Source organism: Dechloromonas sp. ZS-1, assembly GCF_039649255.1.
In the GTDB taxonomy this organism is placed as follows: domain Bacteria; phylum Pseudomonadota; class Gammaproteobacteria; order Burkholderiales; family Rhodocyclaceae; genus Azonexus.
This window is the reverse complement of the sequence record NZ_JBDIYD010000007.1, coordinates 66,607-81,469: the sequence shown is the minus strand read 5'-3', so window position 1 is coordinate 81,469 and position 14,863 is coordinate 66,607. Positions and strand designations below refer to the sequence as shown.

The following is a 14,863-nucleotide window of genomic DNA, read 5'->3' as shown; positions in this document are numbered from 1 at the left end:
GGTTAGCCCTGCGGGCGAATACCGATGCAGAGCATCGCGGCATTGTGAAATTCGGGCATACCAATCCCCGGCAAGGGGGCAATCTCGCCGAGGGAGAGGGCGCCAAGCAAGGTTTGTCCGCTGTGTTCGGCCAGGGTCGATAGTTCCTGCTCGGTGTGTGCGCCCATGTGCATGCGGCGCCCTGCGCAATAGAACAGCAGGTTGAGTGAGTCCGGCTGGGCGTGCTGCCGCAGGCGCTGGCCCAGGCCGGCTGCGGCGGCGTGCTGCGTGGGGTCGGGGGCCTGGATCAGGCGCAACAGGGAGTTGGGTGGGATTTCGCCGACACAGACAATGTTGCCCGCATCGTCAAAGCCGACCGGAATGCGAACCAGCACATCGCTGGCCATGATCACCCCGAAGGGATAATGCACGGCATAGTCGTAGAAGTTCTCCGGTGTCAGCTGGACGCCGAAGTCCGCCAAGATAACCTCGCGATACACCGTCATGGCCGGGCGGCCATCAATGCTGAGGATGCGGTTGCCATCCGTAGATACTGCACGCATCAGGGTTTTTGCGACCGGATAGCCGTGAGCGAGATCGACCTGTGTTTGTTCGAAGCGCAGGCCGAGTACGCCACGTTCGATGCATTGGGTTTCATCGAAAAGGCAGGGCATGGGCGAGAAGGTTTCGCTCCCGGCATTGGCCCCGACATAGTGCACGTAGCCGTGCTGACGTTTGTAGAGCGCCGCCATGGTTGAACTGATTTTTGGCAGCATGGCATCAAAAATCAGCAGCAAGCTCTGTTCGGCGCCCTCGGCAGGGCGATGTGCCGCTGCGTGATGCGCGATCGTCTCCGCCGCCAGCACCGGATCGTCAGGGAGCGGTGTCACGAAGGCAGGCGGCATTGGGTCCAGCCGGATGGCGATCAGTCGGTCGGCGATCAGGGCGTGCGCGTGAATCAGCACCGGGAACATCGCCCCCACGAGCCGGATGTCGTGGGCCCGGCAAGCCGATTGCAAAGGCGCAATCAGGGCGCGGGCCTGTTCCGGTACCAGCACCAGCAGGCCGGCCGAGGGCGATGCTTCCCATCGCTCAAAAAAGGCATGGAGCGCGTCTGGACTGGCGTCGATCAGGGTGATCCGGGGGCGCATGGTCTGTGTGATGAAGGGCGTGATCAGAAGGAGGGCTCGGCGTGCGCGGGTGTGCGTCCCCGCGTGTATTGCCTCAGTGCCGACCGTACTGTTGCTTGATCTCGTCAATCAGGCCCAGCGAGGCGTCTTCCACCATGTCGAGGACGAGGTCGAAACCGTGGCCCAGGCCGTAGTACGGGTCCGGTACTTCCTTGTCATCAAAGTTGCGCGCGTAGTCCATGAACAGCCTGATGCGCTTGCGCTGCTCGGGATCGGCCATGCGCATCAGGTTGTCGAGATTGCTTTTGTCCATGGCCAGGATCAGGTCGAAGTAATCGAGATCCTGGCGTGCCACTTTGCGGGCGCGCAGTTGTGACAGGTCGTAGCCGCGCGCGGCCGCCGCACGCTGGGTGCGCGAATCGGGGGCTTCACCGACGTGATAGCCATGCGTGCCGGCAGAGTCCACTTCGACCTTGTCACCAAGGCCGTGCTGGCGGATGAACTGTCTCAACACACCTTCTGCTGTCGGGGATCGACAGATGTTGCCCATGCATACCAAGAGAATTCTCATCATTGGTCTTGTTTTACCTTGCGGGAAAGGGAGGGTTGGCCCTGCAATCCGGCCCGCTTGTGCGGGCTCTTTGATCTCTCTCAAGGGGGATAATGCCCTGAAATTCCAATGCAGAACAAGTACTGCATTTTGTATTATGCGAAAAGTAACATATTTGACATCTTTTGTCTGCAAGGGCGAGGCAAAACAGCGGTATCATGGCGCTTGTTTGAACTGGAAGGCTGCCATGAATCCCACTCCCCTGACTGAAACCGAACTTGATCGTCTTGAAGAACTCCTCGAAGCCGAGGTTTTTGGCGAAGAAGCCATGCGTCTCGACGAAATCCAGGCCATGCTCTGCGCCGTGGTCAGTGGGCCGGTCCCGGTTGAGCCGGCGGTCTGGCTGAGCGAAGCGCTGGGTGAGGGGGCAAAATCCGATGATCCGGCGGTGGCCGAGACCGTCGAATTGCTCATGCGACTGAATAACGATGTGGCGCGCTCCCTGATGGAGAACGACACGGTCGAGATCCTGCTCTATCCGGTCGAGGAGAATTCCGAGGAATACGATTACGAGGCCTGGGCGGATGCCTATGTCTATGGCGCCGGTTTGGCCGGTGACTGGTACGAGTTGGCCGGCAAGCATGCCGAAGACCTGACCGAGCTGATCGAGCCGATGTTCTTCCTGAACGGCATGCTCAAGGAAGATGCCGAAGAATCCGGCGAGCGCTGGTTCCTGCCGGCCGAAGAAGCCCGCATCATCGGCGATATCCAGGAAAACCTGCCGGTCATCGTGCAGACCCTGTACAACTTCTGGCGCAACAAGCGCGCCGGCGGCACCGTGCAGCGCGAGGAGCCGAAGGTGGGCCGCAACGATCCCTGCCCGTGCGGCAGCGGCAAGAAATTCAAGCAGTGCTGCGGCAGCCCTGAAAAGCTGAACTGAGCCCCTGCGCTGAGCCTCATTTCCGGGATGGCGTGGCTGTCCCGGAGGCAAGATGCAATTTGGCCCGTTTCCGACGGTCGACCGTCTGAACGGGCCAAATTACATTCAGGGTGGGCTGGGTGAGTGTGCGCCAGCGCGGCCCGGCGCCGTACCGGCGTTCAGCGTGCGGGCGTGACCGCCGGGGCGGCGGCGGCCCAAGGCTGGATCGGCACGGTGGAAATGGCGTTGGCGGGTGCGCCATCGATCAGCTTGCGGCTGATCGCCAGATAGACCAGCACATTGCGCCGCTTATCGACAAAGCGGTGAATCTTGGTTTCCTTGAAAAGCAGGGAGGTGTCTTCGCTGAACACCACTTCTTCCTGCGGCAGCTTTTCCGGCAGTGTGATCGGCCCGATCTGGCGGCAGGCCAGCGAGAATTGCGAGGGGTCTTCGGCCAGGCCGAAACTGCCTTTGACGCCCCCGGTGCGGGCCTGGCTGACGTGGCAGGTGACGCCCGGGATCTTGGGGTCGTCGTAGGCCGAAATGCAGACCCGGTGATTGGCGCCGATCAGCTTCCAGGCCGTGGTCACGCAACCGACTTCCTCGGCTTGGGCCGGGCCGGCCAGGCCGACGGTCAACGCGGCGAGCAGGCCCAAAATGCGCTGTGTGCCGGTTGCGTGGGGAAGGGCGTGTGACGTGGTCTGCATGGCGGTGCTCCGGTCAGGTCTTGCGGGGCTTGCGGTTATAGGCGGGCTGCAATTGGCGCAACAGGGCGTTTTCGCGAAATTGCGCTTCGGTGTTGTCGGGAATCTCGTGCCATTCGATGCGGCGCACGGCCCGGGCCAGCTTGGCCTTGCGCTCGCTGCTCGGGCGTGAAACGAAATGGGCCAGGATGTGCTGGCGCAGGTCGCGGCAACGGCCCACGAAGAGCGGTTGTTCCTCCCGGCCGAGATGCTCGCCGAAAAAGAGGTAGATGCCGGCCACTTCGGGCAGTTGATCGACGATGCCGGGATCGAGTTCCGGCGGCAGGCTCGGCGTCACCTGCTGGGCATCGAGCGCACCGAGAATGCTGTCCTGATCGAGCGAGGCGTGAATCTTGTCCCAGAACTGATGGATCAGCTGGGCGTCGGCCAGGGCGCGGTGGCGGGCTTCGGCATTCAGGCCGTGGCGCTCGATCAGGCTGTCCAGATTGTGCCGCGTGTAGTCAGGGTAGAGGTGCCGGGAAAGCTTCACCGTACACACCACCGGCGCCCGGAAATCGAGCCCGAGACGCTTGAACTCCGCCTTCAGGAAACGGTAGTCGAACTGCGCGTTGTGCGCGATGAACAAGCGTCCGCTCAGGCGGGCCAGGGCCTCGGCGGCCACGGCAGAAAACGGCGGGGCAGTCGCCACCATGGCATTGCTGATGCCGGTGAGCTGCTCGATGAAGGGGGGGATGGGCTGGCCCGGATTGACCAGTTGTTGCCACTCGCGGACGCTGCCGTCCGGATCGACTTCAACAATTCCGATTTCGGTGATCCGATCTTCGCCGGCGGTGGCGCCGGTGGTTTCCAGGTCGACAAAGGCTAGGGGTCGCATGGGCGCTATTGTCGCATGGGCCGGCGCTGGCTGTTGCGCGGCAGGCCGATTTTGCGCCGGCATCGGGGCGGCGACGGGCCTGCCGCCCGTCGTTCAACCTGCGTCGCCGACGGTCGACTTCGCTTTCAGGGCTTTTTTCGGATAGATGTCGAAGCGGCTGGATTTGCCCTCCAGCGCATAGGCCGGCGCCGGGCCGTCGATGATCGGCGCTTTGCGCGGGCGCTTGACGACCACGCGGTGCGTCGCCAGATCGAGTGCCGCGGCGAGCAGGGCCGGGGCATCGTTGTCATCGCCGACCAGCGGTCGGAAGACGCGCATTTCCTTTTTTACCAGTGCGCTTTTGTCGCGATGCGGGAACATCGGATCGACGTAGATGACCTGCGGTGCCTCGCCGGACCAGGCGCGCATCTGCGTGATCGCATCGCCGGGCAGAAAGCGCATCAGGCTGACAATGGGCGCGACATCCGGGTCCTGCGCCGCCCGTGCCAGACCATCGGCGAGCAGGGCGCCGATCAGCGGCTGGCGCTCGGTCATCCAGACCGGGCAGCCCAGGCAGGCAAAGACAAAACTGTCCCGGCCCAGGCCGGCCGTCGCATCGAGCAAGCTCGGCCGGACGCCGGGCTGGACGCCGATCGCCTTGGCAATCATCTGCCCGCTGCCGCCGCCTTGCTGCCGACGATGGGCCAGCGCGCCCTCGACAAAATCGACCCGCACCGGCCCACCGGCCCCCTTGGCCAGATCCTGCAACTGCAGGCCGTCGACCGTCAGCTGCAAGGCAAACTCGGCCTCGCCCTCGGTGGGAAGCGAGAGGGCGTGGGCCAGTTCGGCCAGACGCGGGGCCGCCTGACCGGTCAGGTCTTCCAGGCGGATACGAAGCGGGGTGTCGGTGGGGCTTGAGGTCATGCCAGGGTCGATGCAAAGGGTGCGTTCAGATCGGGTGAGGCCTTATAGCCGGAATGGAGAATTTTGCCAAACAGACGCCTTACAGCGGCGCATCCTCGCCCTGCCACTCGGCCAGAAAGCGGTCGACGAAGGCGTGCATGAACTGGTGGCGTGCTTCGGCCAGACGGCGGCCGGTGGCGGTGTTCATCCGGTCTTTGAGGAGGAAGAGTTTTTCGTGGAAGTGATTGAGGCTGGTGCCACGGGCAGCTTTGTAGGCCTCGGCGCTGGCGTGCAGGACGGGGCTGTCCTCGGGGTCGTAGAGGGGACGTCCGGCATGGCCGCCATAAGCGAAGCAGCGGGCGATGCCGATGGCGCCCAGGGCATCGAGGCGGTCGGCATCCTGCACGCAGGCACCGGCCAGGCTTGCCATGGGCGTGGCGACGCCAGCCCCTTTGAAGGAAATGCTGGCCACGATGTCGACCACGCTGTCGATCAGGGCCGGCGCTGCCCCGGCCTGTTCGAGCAGGGTGCGTGCGGTACGGGGGCCGATGCTGTCGTCACCGGCATGGAATTTCCAGTCGGCAATGTCGTGCAGCAGGGCGCCGAGTTCGGCGACTTCTAGCGGCGCACCTTCGGCTTCGGCGATCCGGCGGGCGAGGCGCCAGACGCGCTCGATGTGGAACCAGTCGTGGCCGGAGCCTTCGCCCATGAAGCGCTGGCGGACATGCGCGGCAATATGGGCAACGAGGGGCGTGGTCGGGATCGGGGATATGGGCTTGAGGGGCATGGGGTTTGACGGCGTTTCCGGCGGTCGACCGTCAGGGAGCGCCGGAAATGGCGTGCGGGATGAAAAACGGAATCGGGAACCGGGGCTGCGTAGCGGTGACCGCCGTGTCGCGATGCCGGTGCGGGGCTTAGAAGTCGGCATTGGCCATGCGTTCCGCGAGAAAGTCGAGCAGGCTGCGGTGGGCGGCGGGCTGGTAGCGGCGCGAGGTGTACAGGGCGTGGAAGCCCAGCGTGGGTACCGACCATTCGGGGAGGACGGGAACCAGTTCGCCGCGGGCCAGGGCATGAGTGGCAAGGTAGCGGGGTTGCATGCTGATGCCCATGCCGGCCAGGGTTGCGTCGAGCAGGCAACTGACCTCATTCCCGCTCAGGTTGCCGCCGACCTGCACGGGCAGCGTCTGGTTGCCGCGCGACAAGCGCCATTCGCTGCGCGAGATGTAGGTGTAGGTCAGGCAATTGTGCCGGCTCAGGTCTTCGGGCCGCGTTGGCATGCCGTGTCGGGCCAGATAGTCCGGGCTGGCGCAGAGCAGGGAGTGGCAGGTGCCGAGCTGGCGGGCAATCAGGGTCGGGTCGAGTACGTTGGTGATGCGCAGGGCGATATCGATGCGCTCTTCGACCAGATTGACGCCCCGGTCGGAAAACTGGAGATCGACCTGAACCTTGGGATAGCGCGCGAGAAAGTCGACCATCGCCGGCATCAGGAAAACCCGCCCGATGGAGGGCGCGCAGGTGATGCGCACCGGCCCGCTCGGTTCGGCATGGCGGGCATCGGCGATGGCTTCCAGTTCGTCGACTTCGGCGAGCACGTGCTGGCAGCGCAGCAGGCAGGCCTGGCCGGCATCGGTCAGGCTCAGGCGGCGGGTGGTCCGGTGCAGCAGGCGTTCGCCGAGCCAGGCTTCGAGTTCGGCGAGATAGCGCGTGACCATGGCGCGCGACATGTCTAGGCGGTCTGCCGCTGCTGTCTGGCTGCCGGCCTGAACGACCTCGACGAAGACGCGCATGGCGGTGAGTCGATCCATGATTTGCTCGATCTGTGCAACAAATATGGACGTAATACCCGGTTTTTTGCACTCAGGCAAGCCAGCATACTGCGCTGCATCGCAAACCTGACATCCCGAACCGGAGGATCACCATGAATATCGCTTTGATTGGCAGCACCGGCCAGATTGGCCGTGAAATCACCCAACAGTTGCTCGCGCATCCGCATGCCGTGACCGCGCTGCTGCGCCCGGGGCGTGTCTTGCCGGGCGAACTGGCCGCAGCCCTCCCGCTGGCGGTCAACCTGCAGGATGAGGCCGAACTCGCCCGCGCACTGACCGGGCACGATGTTCTGGTCAGCGCTTATGCGCCGCCGCCGGATCAAGCCGATGCCCTGCCGTTGATGACGGCCCGCCTGGTCCGCGCCGCCCGTCAGGCGGGTGTCCGTCGCGTCATGGTGGTCGGCGGCGCCGGCAGCCTCTATCTGGCCCCGGGGCAGCAACTGGTGGACTCCCCCATGTTCCCGGCTGCCTACAAGGCCATTGCCCTGGCGCATCGCGAGGCCCTGGCCGTACTCCAGGCTGCCGATGATCTGGACTGGACCTTCTTTGCGCCGGCCGCCCTGATCGAGCCGGGCGCGCGGCGGGGCGGCTATCGGGTTGGCCGCGATCGTTTGATTGCCGATGCGGACGGCCAGAGCCGAATCAGCTACGGCGACTATGCCGAGGCCTTTGCCCGCGAAGTGACGCAAGGCGAACATCTCCGCGCCGTGGTCACGGCGGCCTATGCATGAGCGGGGTGAGCATGCGTTTGCATTACATTTTTGATCCGTATTGCGGCTGGTGCTACGCCATCTCGCCCTTGATCGCTGCGGCACGCGCCGCCGGGCTCGAGGTCGTGCTCCATGGCGGCGGGATGTTGTCCGGGCAGGCTCGGCTCGCCGTCAGCCCGGCATTGCGGGATTACGTACTGAGTCACGATGAGCGCATTGCCAGCCTGACCGGCTTGCCCTTTAGCGAGGCGTACCGGGATGGCTTGCTCAAGGATCAGTCGGTGATCTTTGATTCGACCCCGCCCATTGCCGCAATCCTCGCAGTCGAGGCCATGCAAGGCGATCCGGTCGCCTACCTGGGGGTACTGCAGCGGGCGCATTATGTCCGGGGAGCGTCGATAAGCGCGTTGTCGACGCTGACGGACCTGGCCGTGCGTGCCGGGCTGGCACCGGCAGCGTTCGAACGGGCGCACGCGGAAGCCATGCTCGGCCCGGTCGCGCAGCATGTGGCCGAAAGCCGGGCGTACCTGCAGGCCGTCGGTGGTCAGGGCTTTCCATGCCTTGTGCTGAGCCAGGGCGATACCGCGCAACGCTTCGATCCCATGCCATGGCTGGGTAATCCGGATGGCTTTGTCGCAGCGCTTGTCGAGCTTGCACCGGAGGCTGCCCCAACCAGCACCGTGTGTGATCTGAGTGGCGCCTGTCCCTGAGGGCGCTCAGTTCAGGGGCCGCATGCCTTGACAGCACAACGGCGGCGCGTCAAAGTGGAATCCTTCCTGTTTGGCCTCCTGACAAGGCTTCCGCATGACGCCCACTTCCTCGCAACGCGATGGTCATGCCCGATTTCTCTTCCTGGGTGATCGGGCCGGGCGGCTGTTTCCGGCGGATTGCCTGCCACCCGATGCCAGCTGCTGCGAGATGGATTCGTTCTCCGCACTTGTGGCTGAGGCCGCGCGTGCGCGGCCAGACCTGATCCTGCTTGCCGATGGCCAGGATACCCTTGAATGGGTAACGGGCATCCGCCGTCTGACCTCGCTGTCGGGCGTGCCCGTCTTGGTGCTGGCGGAGTCCGAGTGTGATCATCAGGCCGCTTATCTGGACGCCGGCGCGGATGATGTCTGTACGGCATCGGGCGGCCTGGCCTTGCTCGCTGCCCGCCTGAACCGCCACCTGATGCGTCGGCAGCAGCAGGTCGCAGCCCAGGGAAGTGCCGACTCGCCCGACCTCTCGGCCATGGCCCGCATTCTCGATCACTTGCCCTTGCCGGTGCTGGTGGTCGATACCACCGGCCGTTGCACTTATTTCAACGCAGCCAGTGAGCAGGTCTTTGGCATTCGGGCAGCGGACTATATCGGCCGCACCGATCTCTGGCGCATGTTCTACAAAGAGCCGACCGATCTCCTGGCGCAGCAGATTGCCAAAGGGCAATTCTCGCGTGATGCGTCGATTTATCGTGACGAACTGAGCATGCTGGCGGGGCAGGAGGTCTATGTCCTGGAGCATTATTTCCCGATCATCGGTCGTCACCTTTCGGTGACAGCCTCCCCCCTGCGTGATGAGCAGGGGCGGTTGATCGGCGCGATCGAAACGGTCTCGGATGTGACCGGTCTCAAGCAGCGTGAAGACGAGGCCTTGTCGCTTCAGCGCAAAGCGCAGGCAGCCACCGAGACCAAGAGCCGGTTTCTGGCCAACATGAGCCATGAGATCCGGACACCGATGAATGCCATCATCGGGATGGTCGAACTCTGTCAGCGGACCCGCCTCAACGAGCGCCAGCGGCATTACCTCTCCAAAATTCGTCTGGCGTCGGAGTCCTTGCTGCACATCATCAACGAGATCCTCGATTTTTCGAAAATCGAAGCCGGACGGCTTGAACTGGAAGAAGCGCCCTTTGTACTCGAGAGCGTCTTCGAGCAATTGTCGGCTGTCGTGGCCTTGCGTGCAGAGCAGCAGGGGATCGAGCTCAATTACGACATTCAGGACGACAGCCGGGTGTTGGGGGGCGATGCAATGCGCCTCGGGCAGGTGCTGACCAATCTGCTCTCGAACGCGATCAAGTTTTCAGCCGGCGGGCGTGTCCTCGTCAAAGTCCAGGATGGCGAAGTCACGCCGGAGTTGGTGGAACTGCATTTCTCCGTCCAGGATAACGGCATCGGGATCGCGCCCGAGGAACAGGATCGTCTCTTCCAGCCTTTCTCCCAGGCCGATGCGTCGACAACCCGCAAATATGGCGGGACGGGTTTGGGGTTGGCCATTTCCAGCTTCCTGGTCCAGCGCATGGGCGGAAAAATCTGGGTTGAAAGCGAACTGGGCAAGGGCAGTACCTTTCACTTTACCGCCCGTTTCCGCCATATCCGCAAGGATCGCCGTTCAGGCATCGCGGCACTGGCGGCCAAATTGGCAATCCATGCCGAGCAGCCGGTGTTGGTGGTCGATGATAGCCTGACCGCGCGGGAAATCCTGTCACGTATCCTGGGGCATCTGGGCTTGCAAACGCTGACAGCGGCGACCGGTGAAGAAGCGCTGGAAATGGTCGCGCGGCACAAAGGCCCCCCATTTTTGGCGGCCTTCATCGACTGGAAGATGCCGGGCATGTCCGGCCTGGAACTGATCGACCGCTTGCGCGATGCGCTTGCCCGGGATGGCGGCAAGGTGCCGCCGATGATTCTGGTGTCCGCCTACAGCCACCACGAAGAGTTGCGCGATCTGGTGGGACGGATCGACAGCCTGCTCGGCAAGCCGATTTCGGCGCGTCAGCTCTATGTCGAACTGGCCAATTGCCTTGGCTTGTCCGATCCGGTCGACCTGCGCCGCGACCGCCGGGGTGGCGGCAATCAGAATTGGGCGCCGTTCCGTCATCTGGATGTGCTGGTGGTGGAAGATATCGAGGTCAATCGCGAGGTGATCGGCGAATTGCTGATGTCGGTCGGCATCAATCCGCGCTTTGCCGAAGACGGCGTTCAGGCCATCGATGCCGTGACCCGCAAGCGTCCGGATGTGGTCTTGATGGATTGTCAGATGCCGGTCATGGATGGCTACGAAGCCACCCGTCGCCTGCGCAGCACCCCGGATGGCGAATGCCTGCCGATCATCGCACTGACGGCGAATGCGTCTTTTGAAGACAAGGCCCGCTGTCATTTTGTCGGCATGAACGGACATATCGCCAAGCCGGTTCGGCTGGATGATGTGTACAGCCAGTTCCTGGTTCATTTCCCGCCGCAGGGCAATCCCGTGCCGGCCGATGCGGCGGAGGCCGGACGCCCGCCGCCGCTGACGGCGGAAACGCTGGATTTGCCGGGGGTTGAAGTGGCACTTGGCCTGTCGCAGACGGGCGGAAAATTACCGCTTTACCTGCGGGTCCTGAAAAAATACCGCGAAACGCAGGTGCGCAACTTTGAGCAGGAATTCCGCGATGCGGTCGCCAAAGCCGAGCGCATGACCCAGATCCGGCTCGCCCATTCCCTGAAAGGGGTGTCGCTGATGCTCGGCGTCATGGAAACCGGTGAGGCGGCTGCGGCGCTGGAGCGTGCCTTGCGGGACGATCATGCAGACCTTGCGGAGCGCATTTTCACCCGTCTGATTGCGGAACTGGGTCGGGTCGGCCAAGGCCTGCTCCAGCTCGACCTGCACGTCCCCGACGAGTAACGCGGCCTGGGCCGGCGCTCAGCCGGCGCTCAGACGGTACTTAGCCGGTGCGGATCGTGAGGCGCGAGTGGCCGATGCCACCGCCTTTATCAACGCAGATCTGGACCGGAATGCGTTCCTTCAGGCTCTCCACATGGCTGATCACGCCAATGGTCTTGCCGCTGGCGTTGAGCGTATCGAGCGCTGTGAGCGCGATTTCCAGCGTCTCGCCATCGAGTGTGCCGAAGCCTTCGTCGAGGAAGAGCGAGTCGATCGAGGTCTTGTGACTGACCAGATCGGAGAGGGCGAGGGCCAGCGCGAGGCTGACGAGAAAGCTCTCGCCGCCGGAGAGGGTCCGGGTATCGCGGCTGACGTCGCCCTGCCAGGTATCGACAATTTCCAGTTCCAGTTCGCCCACCGCCTTGCGGCGCAGGGTATAGCGGGCATGGAGCCGCAGCAGGTGGCGGTTGGCGAGGCGCAGCAGGTGATCGAGGGTGAGGCCCTGGGCGAACTTCCGGTATTTGTCGCCGCGCGCGGAGCCGATCAGCCCATCGAGGCGCTGCCAGAGATCGCTGTCGGCGGTTTTTTCTGAAATCTCCGCAAACAGGGCCTGGCGGCTGGTTCGCAGGCTATCGTCCTGCAACAATTCGGCACGCAGCCGCCCCAGGGATTCGGCCAGTTGCTGGCGGGCGGCGTCGAGTGCGTGCAGATGAGCCTGGAGTTCGTTCAGCGGGGCGATCTCGGCCGACGGGCTGCCATCCGGCGTGGCCGGCGGGTGATCGAGGCACTGTTGTCGCTTGGCTTCGGCAGCGGCCAGCAGTGCGCTCGCCTGCTGTACGGCCTGCTCAAGGGTGCGCTGGCGTTGCTCAAGGGCCTGCTGTGCCTCGGGCGAGAGCTGTGCGGCGGCATGGGCTGCCGCATCCGCAAAGGGGCTGGCAGCCAGGGCCTGCTGCCAGGCCGTGTCGGCCATGTTGGCAGCGTGCGCCTGCGCTGCCAGCTGACGGGCCAGCTCTTCCTGGCGCCCATGGCTGGCAGCCAAGGCTTGCCGGGCGGCGGTATAGGCGGTGCTCAGTTGGTCGAGCCGGGTCCGCGCCGCAGTGATCGCATCCGGGCCGTCCGGGAGACAGATCGGGTCGCCGGCGGTCAACTCGGTTTCAGGGGCCAATTCGCTCGGTGCGGGGTCGGTGACCGCTGCTTCGCGTGTGCTTTGCCAGTGGCGGGCGAGGGCGGCGTCTTCCTTGCACTGATGCGTCTGTTCGATCAGGGTTGCCCCCAGCGCCTGACGGCGTTGTTGGCAGGCTTGCCAGTCCTGCCAGCGCGCGTGCTGCTCGGCCAGCCAGGTTTCGCACCATTCGGCGCTCCATGCGTTGGCTTCGGGAACATCCTGGCCGGCTGCGCGGAGGTTGTCTGCGAGTGCGTTTTCCTGAGCGTGCAGCGCCGTGAGCGTCGCGGCCTGGGCTTGCGTGAATTCGGTCTGGCGGGAGAGCAGGGCCTGGCCATCCCGTTCCAGCAGGGCGAGCCCGTTTTGTGCCGTTTGCCAGGCCTGGGTGGCTTGGCTGGCCTGTTGCCGGGCCTGGGTCAGGGCCTGCTCCGCCGCATCGATGGCTTGCAGGGCGGTGGCTTGTCGGGCTGCCGCCGCCGCTGCATCGCGCACGGCATGGGCCAGCATTTCCGGTGCCTGCCAGACGTCGACCGTCGGCTCGGCATCACCGAGTGCAGTCAGGCGCGCGGTCCAGAGCGTCTGCCAGGCCGCAATCTGCCGGTCCATCTGGGCACGTTGTTCCTGCCAGCTTTTCTGTTCGGCTTCCTGGGCGGCCAGGCTCGCCTTGGCCTGGCTGCCGGCCTCATGAATCTGGGCCAGGGCGTCTTCGGCGGCCTTGAGAGCGAGCCGGCTCTGGTCGATATCGAGCGCGGCATAATCGGCCACGGCCGGGTGCGACGACGACCCGCAGAGCGGGCACGGGGTGTCCGGCTGGAGTTCGCGGCGCAGGGCATCGAGGCCCTTGATGCGCTGTTCCTGTTCGAGCAGTTTTTTCTTGTCGGCGACGCTGTCCGATTGCTGTTTATAGCGTTGGCGCAAGGCGGCGAGGGCGGTCTGGCCATTGGCCATCGCCAGTTGCCCGCGCTCGATCCGCGTTGCCAGCGCTTGTGCTTGCTCAGCCAGGGCTTGCCGCTGCGTGGCGAGTTCTGCGAGGGCCTGCCAATGGGCCAGAGCCTGCTGTGCGGCCTGGGTGCCCTCGCGCCAAAGCGTCAGCGGGCGTCCGTCCAGGCGGGCGTGCTGGGCCTGCTCGAGCGTGGCCAGCGTGGCATCCGCCGCGATTTTGGCCTGTTGGGTACGGTCGACCGTCGCCGTTTGCTCGATCCGGTTTTTTTCCAGTGCGCTCAGTTGGCTGCCGATTTGGGCCAGGGTGTGCTGCTGGCTGGCGAGCTGGGTCCGGAGGGTGCGGATTTCGGTGAAATCACGTGTCCAGGCAACCAGCGCTTCGCCCAGGCGTGCGGTTTGGGGCGCGGCGGCAAACTGGGTGTCCAGTTCGTGGCAGGCGGCCTGGATGCGGGACAGGGTCCGCTGGCTGGCGGTGTCGAGCGCGGCCGCCAGTTGAGCCGCCTGCAGGCCCTGTTGCTGCGCTGCTTGCTGCCATTGCCGGTGTGTGGCGGCCTGGGCCGCAGCTTGTTCGCGCGTGGTTTGTAACGCGGCCTGGGCTGCCCGGTGCCGTTCAAGGATGGCTTGCAGTGCACGTGCCGGTTCGGCCAGAGCGAGGCGGGCGAGTTCGGGTGCGGCTTCCGCCTGCGCTTGCCGGGCCGCGTGCAGGCGCTCTCGGGCCTCGGCGGCGGCCTGTTCTGCCTGCGCCAGGTCGAGACGCCATTGGTGTTGCTGGGTCAGGGCTTGGGCTGCCTGCTGTTGCTGCTGTTGTTGGGCCGACAGGGCCTGAATCTCGTTGTTGAGATGGGTCCGGGCGTCCTCGCTGAGCAGTTGCATGCCATCGGCGCGGGCGGTCAGCTGGGCAAGCTGTTCGCGCGCTGCCCGGGCCTGTTCGAAAACGCCTTTGGAAATCTCGCCGTAGATGTCGCTGCCGGTGAGCTCTTCCAGCAGTTCGGCCCGATCATTGGCATTGGCATTGAGAAAGGCGGCAAAGCCGCCCTGGGCGAGCAGGATGGATTTCGTGAAGCGGGGAAAGTCGAGGCCGGTGATGCGGGCGATGTGGTCTAGCTTGTCCTTGGCCTGGCTGGCGAGAATCTCGCCATCGCCACGGGCCAGTTCGACCTTGGGGGCCTGCAGGGCGCCGTCTGTCTTGTCCCGTGCCCGGCGCTGGCTCCAGAAGGCGACGTAGGCGGTGCCTTTGACCTCGAAGGTGACCTCGGCCAGACAGTCCGCCGTGTGCCGGGTCATGATGTCGTTGTCGCTGGCCGAAATACGGTCGAGACGCGGCGTCTGATGGTAGAGCGCGAGACAGATGGCATCGAGCAAGGTCGATTTGCCGGCCCCGGTCGGCCCGGTGATCGCGAACAACCCGTTATCGGCAAAGGGCGGCTGGCTGAAATCGATCAGCCATTCGCCTTTCAGCGAATTGAGGTTTTTCAGGCGCAGGCGAAGGATTTTCATGGTCCGGGCAGGGAGGGTGACAGCCGGCGGATTTTAGACTGCTTTTGCAGCGCGGGGCAGCGCG

Annotated in this window: 12 protein-coding genes; 4 read left to right on the top strand and 8 right to left on the bottom strand. The window is 64.5% G+C overall.

Annotation, left to right across the window (positions count from 1 at the left end):
• Nucleotides 1-2: 2 nt before the first annotated feature.
• Together AACO21_RS10810 and AACO21_RS10805 are read right to left on the bottom strand one after the other, a co-directional pair.
• On the bottom strand, nt 3-1,130 hold the full coding sequence (locus AACO21_RS10810) for an FIST C-terminal domain-containing protein (RefSeq protein WP_346192525.1): 1,128 nt from the start codon (nt 1,128-1,130) through the stop codon (nt 3-5).
• Nucleotides 1,131-1,203: 73 nt separating this feature from the next.
• Nucleotides 1,204-1,683, bottom strand: a complete 480-nt coding sequence (locus AACO21_RS10805; RefSeq protein ID WP_346192524.1) for a low molecular weight protein-tyrosine-phosphatase — start codon at nt 1,681-1,683, stop codon at nt 1,204-1,206.
• Nucleotides 1,684-1,906: 223 nt separating this feature from the next.
• Here AACO21_RS10805 and AACO21_RS10800 point away from each other — a divergent pair, with 223 nt between their 5' ends.
• Entirely contained in the window at nt 1,907-2,599 is a 693-nt protein-coding gene (locus AACO21_RS10800) for a UPF0149 family protein (RefSeq protein WP_346192523.1), read from the top strand.
• A gap of 158 nt (nt 2,600-2,757) precedes the next feature.
• On the opposite strand, the gene AACO21_RS10795 is transcribed toward AACO21_RS10800, so the two are convergent.
• From AACO21_RS10795 to AACO21_RS10775, 5 genes are all read right to left on the bottom strand, one after another.
• Nucleotides 2,758-3,285: a CreA family protein gene (locus AACO21_RS10795; RefSeq protein WP_346192522.1), complete on the bottom strand. Its 528-nt coding sequence runs from the start codon at nt 3,283-3,285 to the stop codon at nt 2,758-2,760.
• A gap of 13 nt (nt 3,286-3,298) precedes the next feature.
• Nucleotides 3,299-4,156, bottom strand: coding sequence for an exonuclease domain-containing protein (locus AACO21_RS10790; RefSeq protein WP_346192521.1), 858 nt, complete (start codon nt 4,154-4,156; stop codon nt 3,299-3,301).
• A 93-nt stretch (nt 4,157-4,249) separates the two neighbouring features.
• The gene (locus AACO21_RS10785) at nt 4,250-5,059 is read right to left on the bottom strand and encodes a class I SAM-dependent methyltransferase (protein WP_346192520.1); all 810 of its coding nucleotides are present in this window, start codon (nt 5,057-5,059) and stop codon (nt 4,250-4,252) included.
• A gap of 79 nt (nt 5,060-5,138) precedes the next feature.
• Entirely contained in the window at nt 5,139-5,825 is a 687-nt protein-coding gene (locus AACO21_RS10780) for an HD domain-containing protein (protein WP_346192519.1), read from the bottom strand.
• Nucleotides 5,826-5,952: 127 nt separating this feature from the next.
• A complete protein-coding gene (locus tag AACO21_RS10775; protein ID WP_346192518.1) occupies nt 5,953-6,843 on the bottom strand; it encodes a LysR family transcriptional regulator in 891 nt (296 codons plus the stop codon).
• Nucleotides 6,844-6,956: 113 nt separating this feature from the next.
• On the opposite strand from AACO21_RS10775, the gene AACO21_RS10770 reads away from it, so the two are divergent.
• From AACO21_RS10770 to AACO21_RS10760, 3 genes are all read left to right on the top strand, one after another.
• A complete protein-coding gene (locus AACO21_RS10770) occupies nt 6,957-7,595 on the top strand; it encodes an NAD(P)H-binding protein (protein ID WP_346192517.1) in 639 nt (212 codons plus the stop codon).
• 11 nt (nt 7,596-7,606) lie between these two features.
• Nucleotides 7,607-8,284, top strand: coding sequence for a DsbA family protein (locus AACO21_RS10765; RefSeq protein WP_346192516.1), 678 nt, complete (start codon nt 7,607-7,609; stop codon nt 8,282-8,284).
• Between the two features lie 94 nt (nt 8,285-8,378).
• Nucleotides 8,379-11,219: a response regulator gene (locus tag AACO21_RS10760; RefSeq protein ID WP_346192515.1), complete on the top strand. Its 2,841-nt coding sequence runs from the start codon at nt 8,379-8,381 to the stop codon at nt 11,217-11,219.
• Nucleotides 11,220-11,259: 40 nt separating this feature from the next.
• Here the strand turns inward: AACO21_RS10760 and AACO21_RS10755 are convergent, their stop codons facing one another.
• A complete protein-coding gene (locus AACO21_RS10755; RefSeq protein ID WP_346192514.1) occupies nt 11,260-14,799 on the bottom strand; it encodes an AAA family ATPase in 3,540 nt (1,179 codons plus the stop codon).
• Nucleotides 14,800-14,863: the final 64 nt, after the last annotated feature.

Bases quoted from the DNA above. Each gene is read 5' to 3' on its own strand.
- AACO21_RS10770 (WP_346192517.1), top strand. From the start codon at position 6,957: ATGAATATCGCTTTGATTGGCAGCACCGGCCAGATTGGCCGTGAAATC.
- AACO21_RS10805 (WP_346192524.1), bottom strand. From the start codon at position 1,683: ATGATGAGAATTCTCTTGGTATGCATGGGCAACATCTGTCGATCCCCG.
- AACO21_RS10800 (WP_346192523.1), top strand. From the start codon at position 1,907: ATGAATCCCACTCCCCTGACTGAAACCGAACTTGATCGTCTTGAAGAA.
- AACO21_RS10795 (WP_346192522.1), bottom strand. From the start codon at position 3,285: ATGCAGACCACGTCACACGCCCTTCCCCACGCAACCGGCACACAGCGC.
- AACO21_RS10775 (WP_346192518.1), bottom strand. From the start codon at position 6,843: ATGGATCGACTCACCGCCATGCGCGTCTTCGTCGAGGTCGTTCAGGCC.
- AACO21_RS10765 (WP_346192516.1), top strand. From the start codon at position 7,607: ATGCGTTTGCATTACATTTTTGATCCGTATTGCGGCTGGTGCTACGCC.
- AACO21_RS10755 (WP_346192514.1), bottom strand. From the start codon at position 14,799: ATGAAAATCCTTCGCCTGCGCCTGAAAAACCTCAATTCGCTGAAAGGC.
- AACO21_RS10780 (WP_346192519.1), bottom strand. From the start codon at position 5,825: ATGCCCCTCAAGCCCATATCCCCGATCCCGACCACGCCCCTCGTTGCC.
- AACO21_RS10790 (WP_346192521.1), bottom strand. From the start codon at position 4,156: ATGCGACCCCTAGCCTTTGTCGACCTGGAAACCACCGGCGCCACCGCC.
- AACO21_RS10785 (WP_346192520.1), bottom strand. From the start codon at position 5,059: ATGACCTCAAGCCCCACCGACACCCCGCTTCGTATCCGCCTGGAAGAC.
- AACO21_RS10760 (WP_346192515.1), top strand. From the start codon at position 8,379: ATGACGCCCACTTCCTCGCAACGCGATGGTCATGCCCGATTTCTCTTC.
- AACO21_RS10810 (WP_346192525.1), bottom strand. From the start codon at position 1,130: ATGCGCCCCCGGATCACCCTGATCGACGCCAGTCCAGACGCGCTCCAT.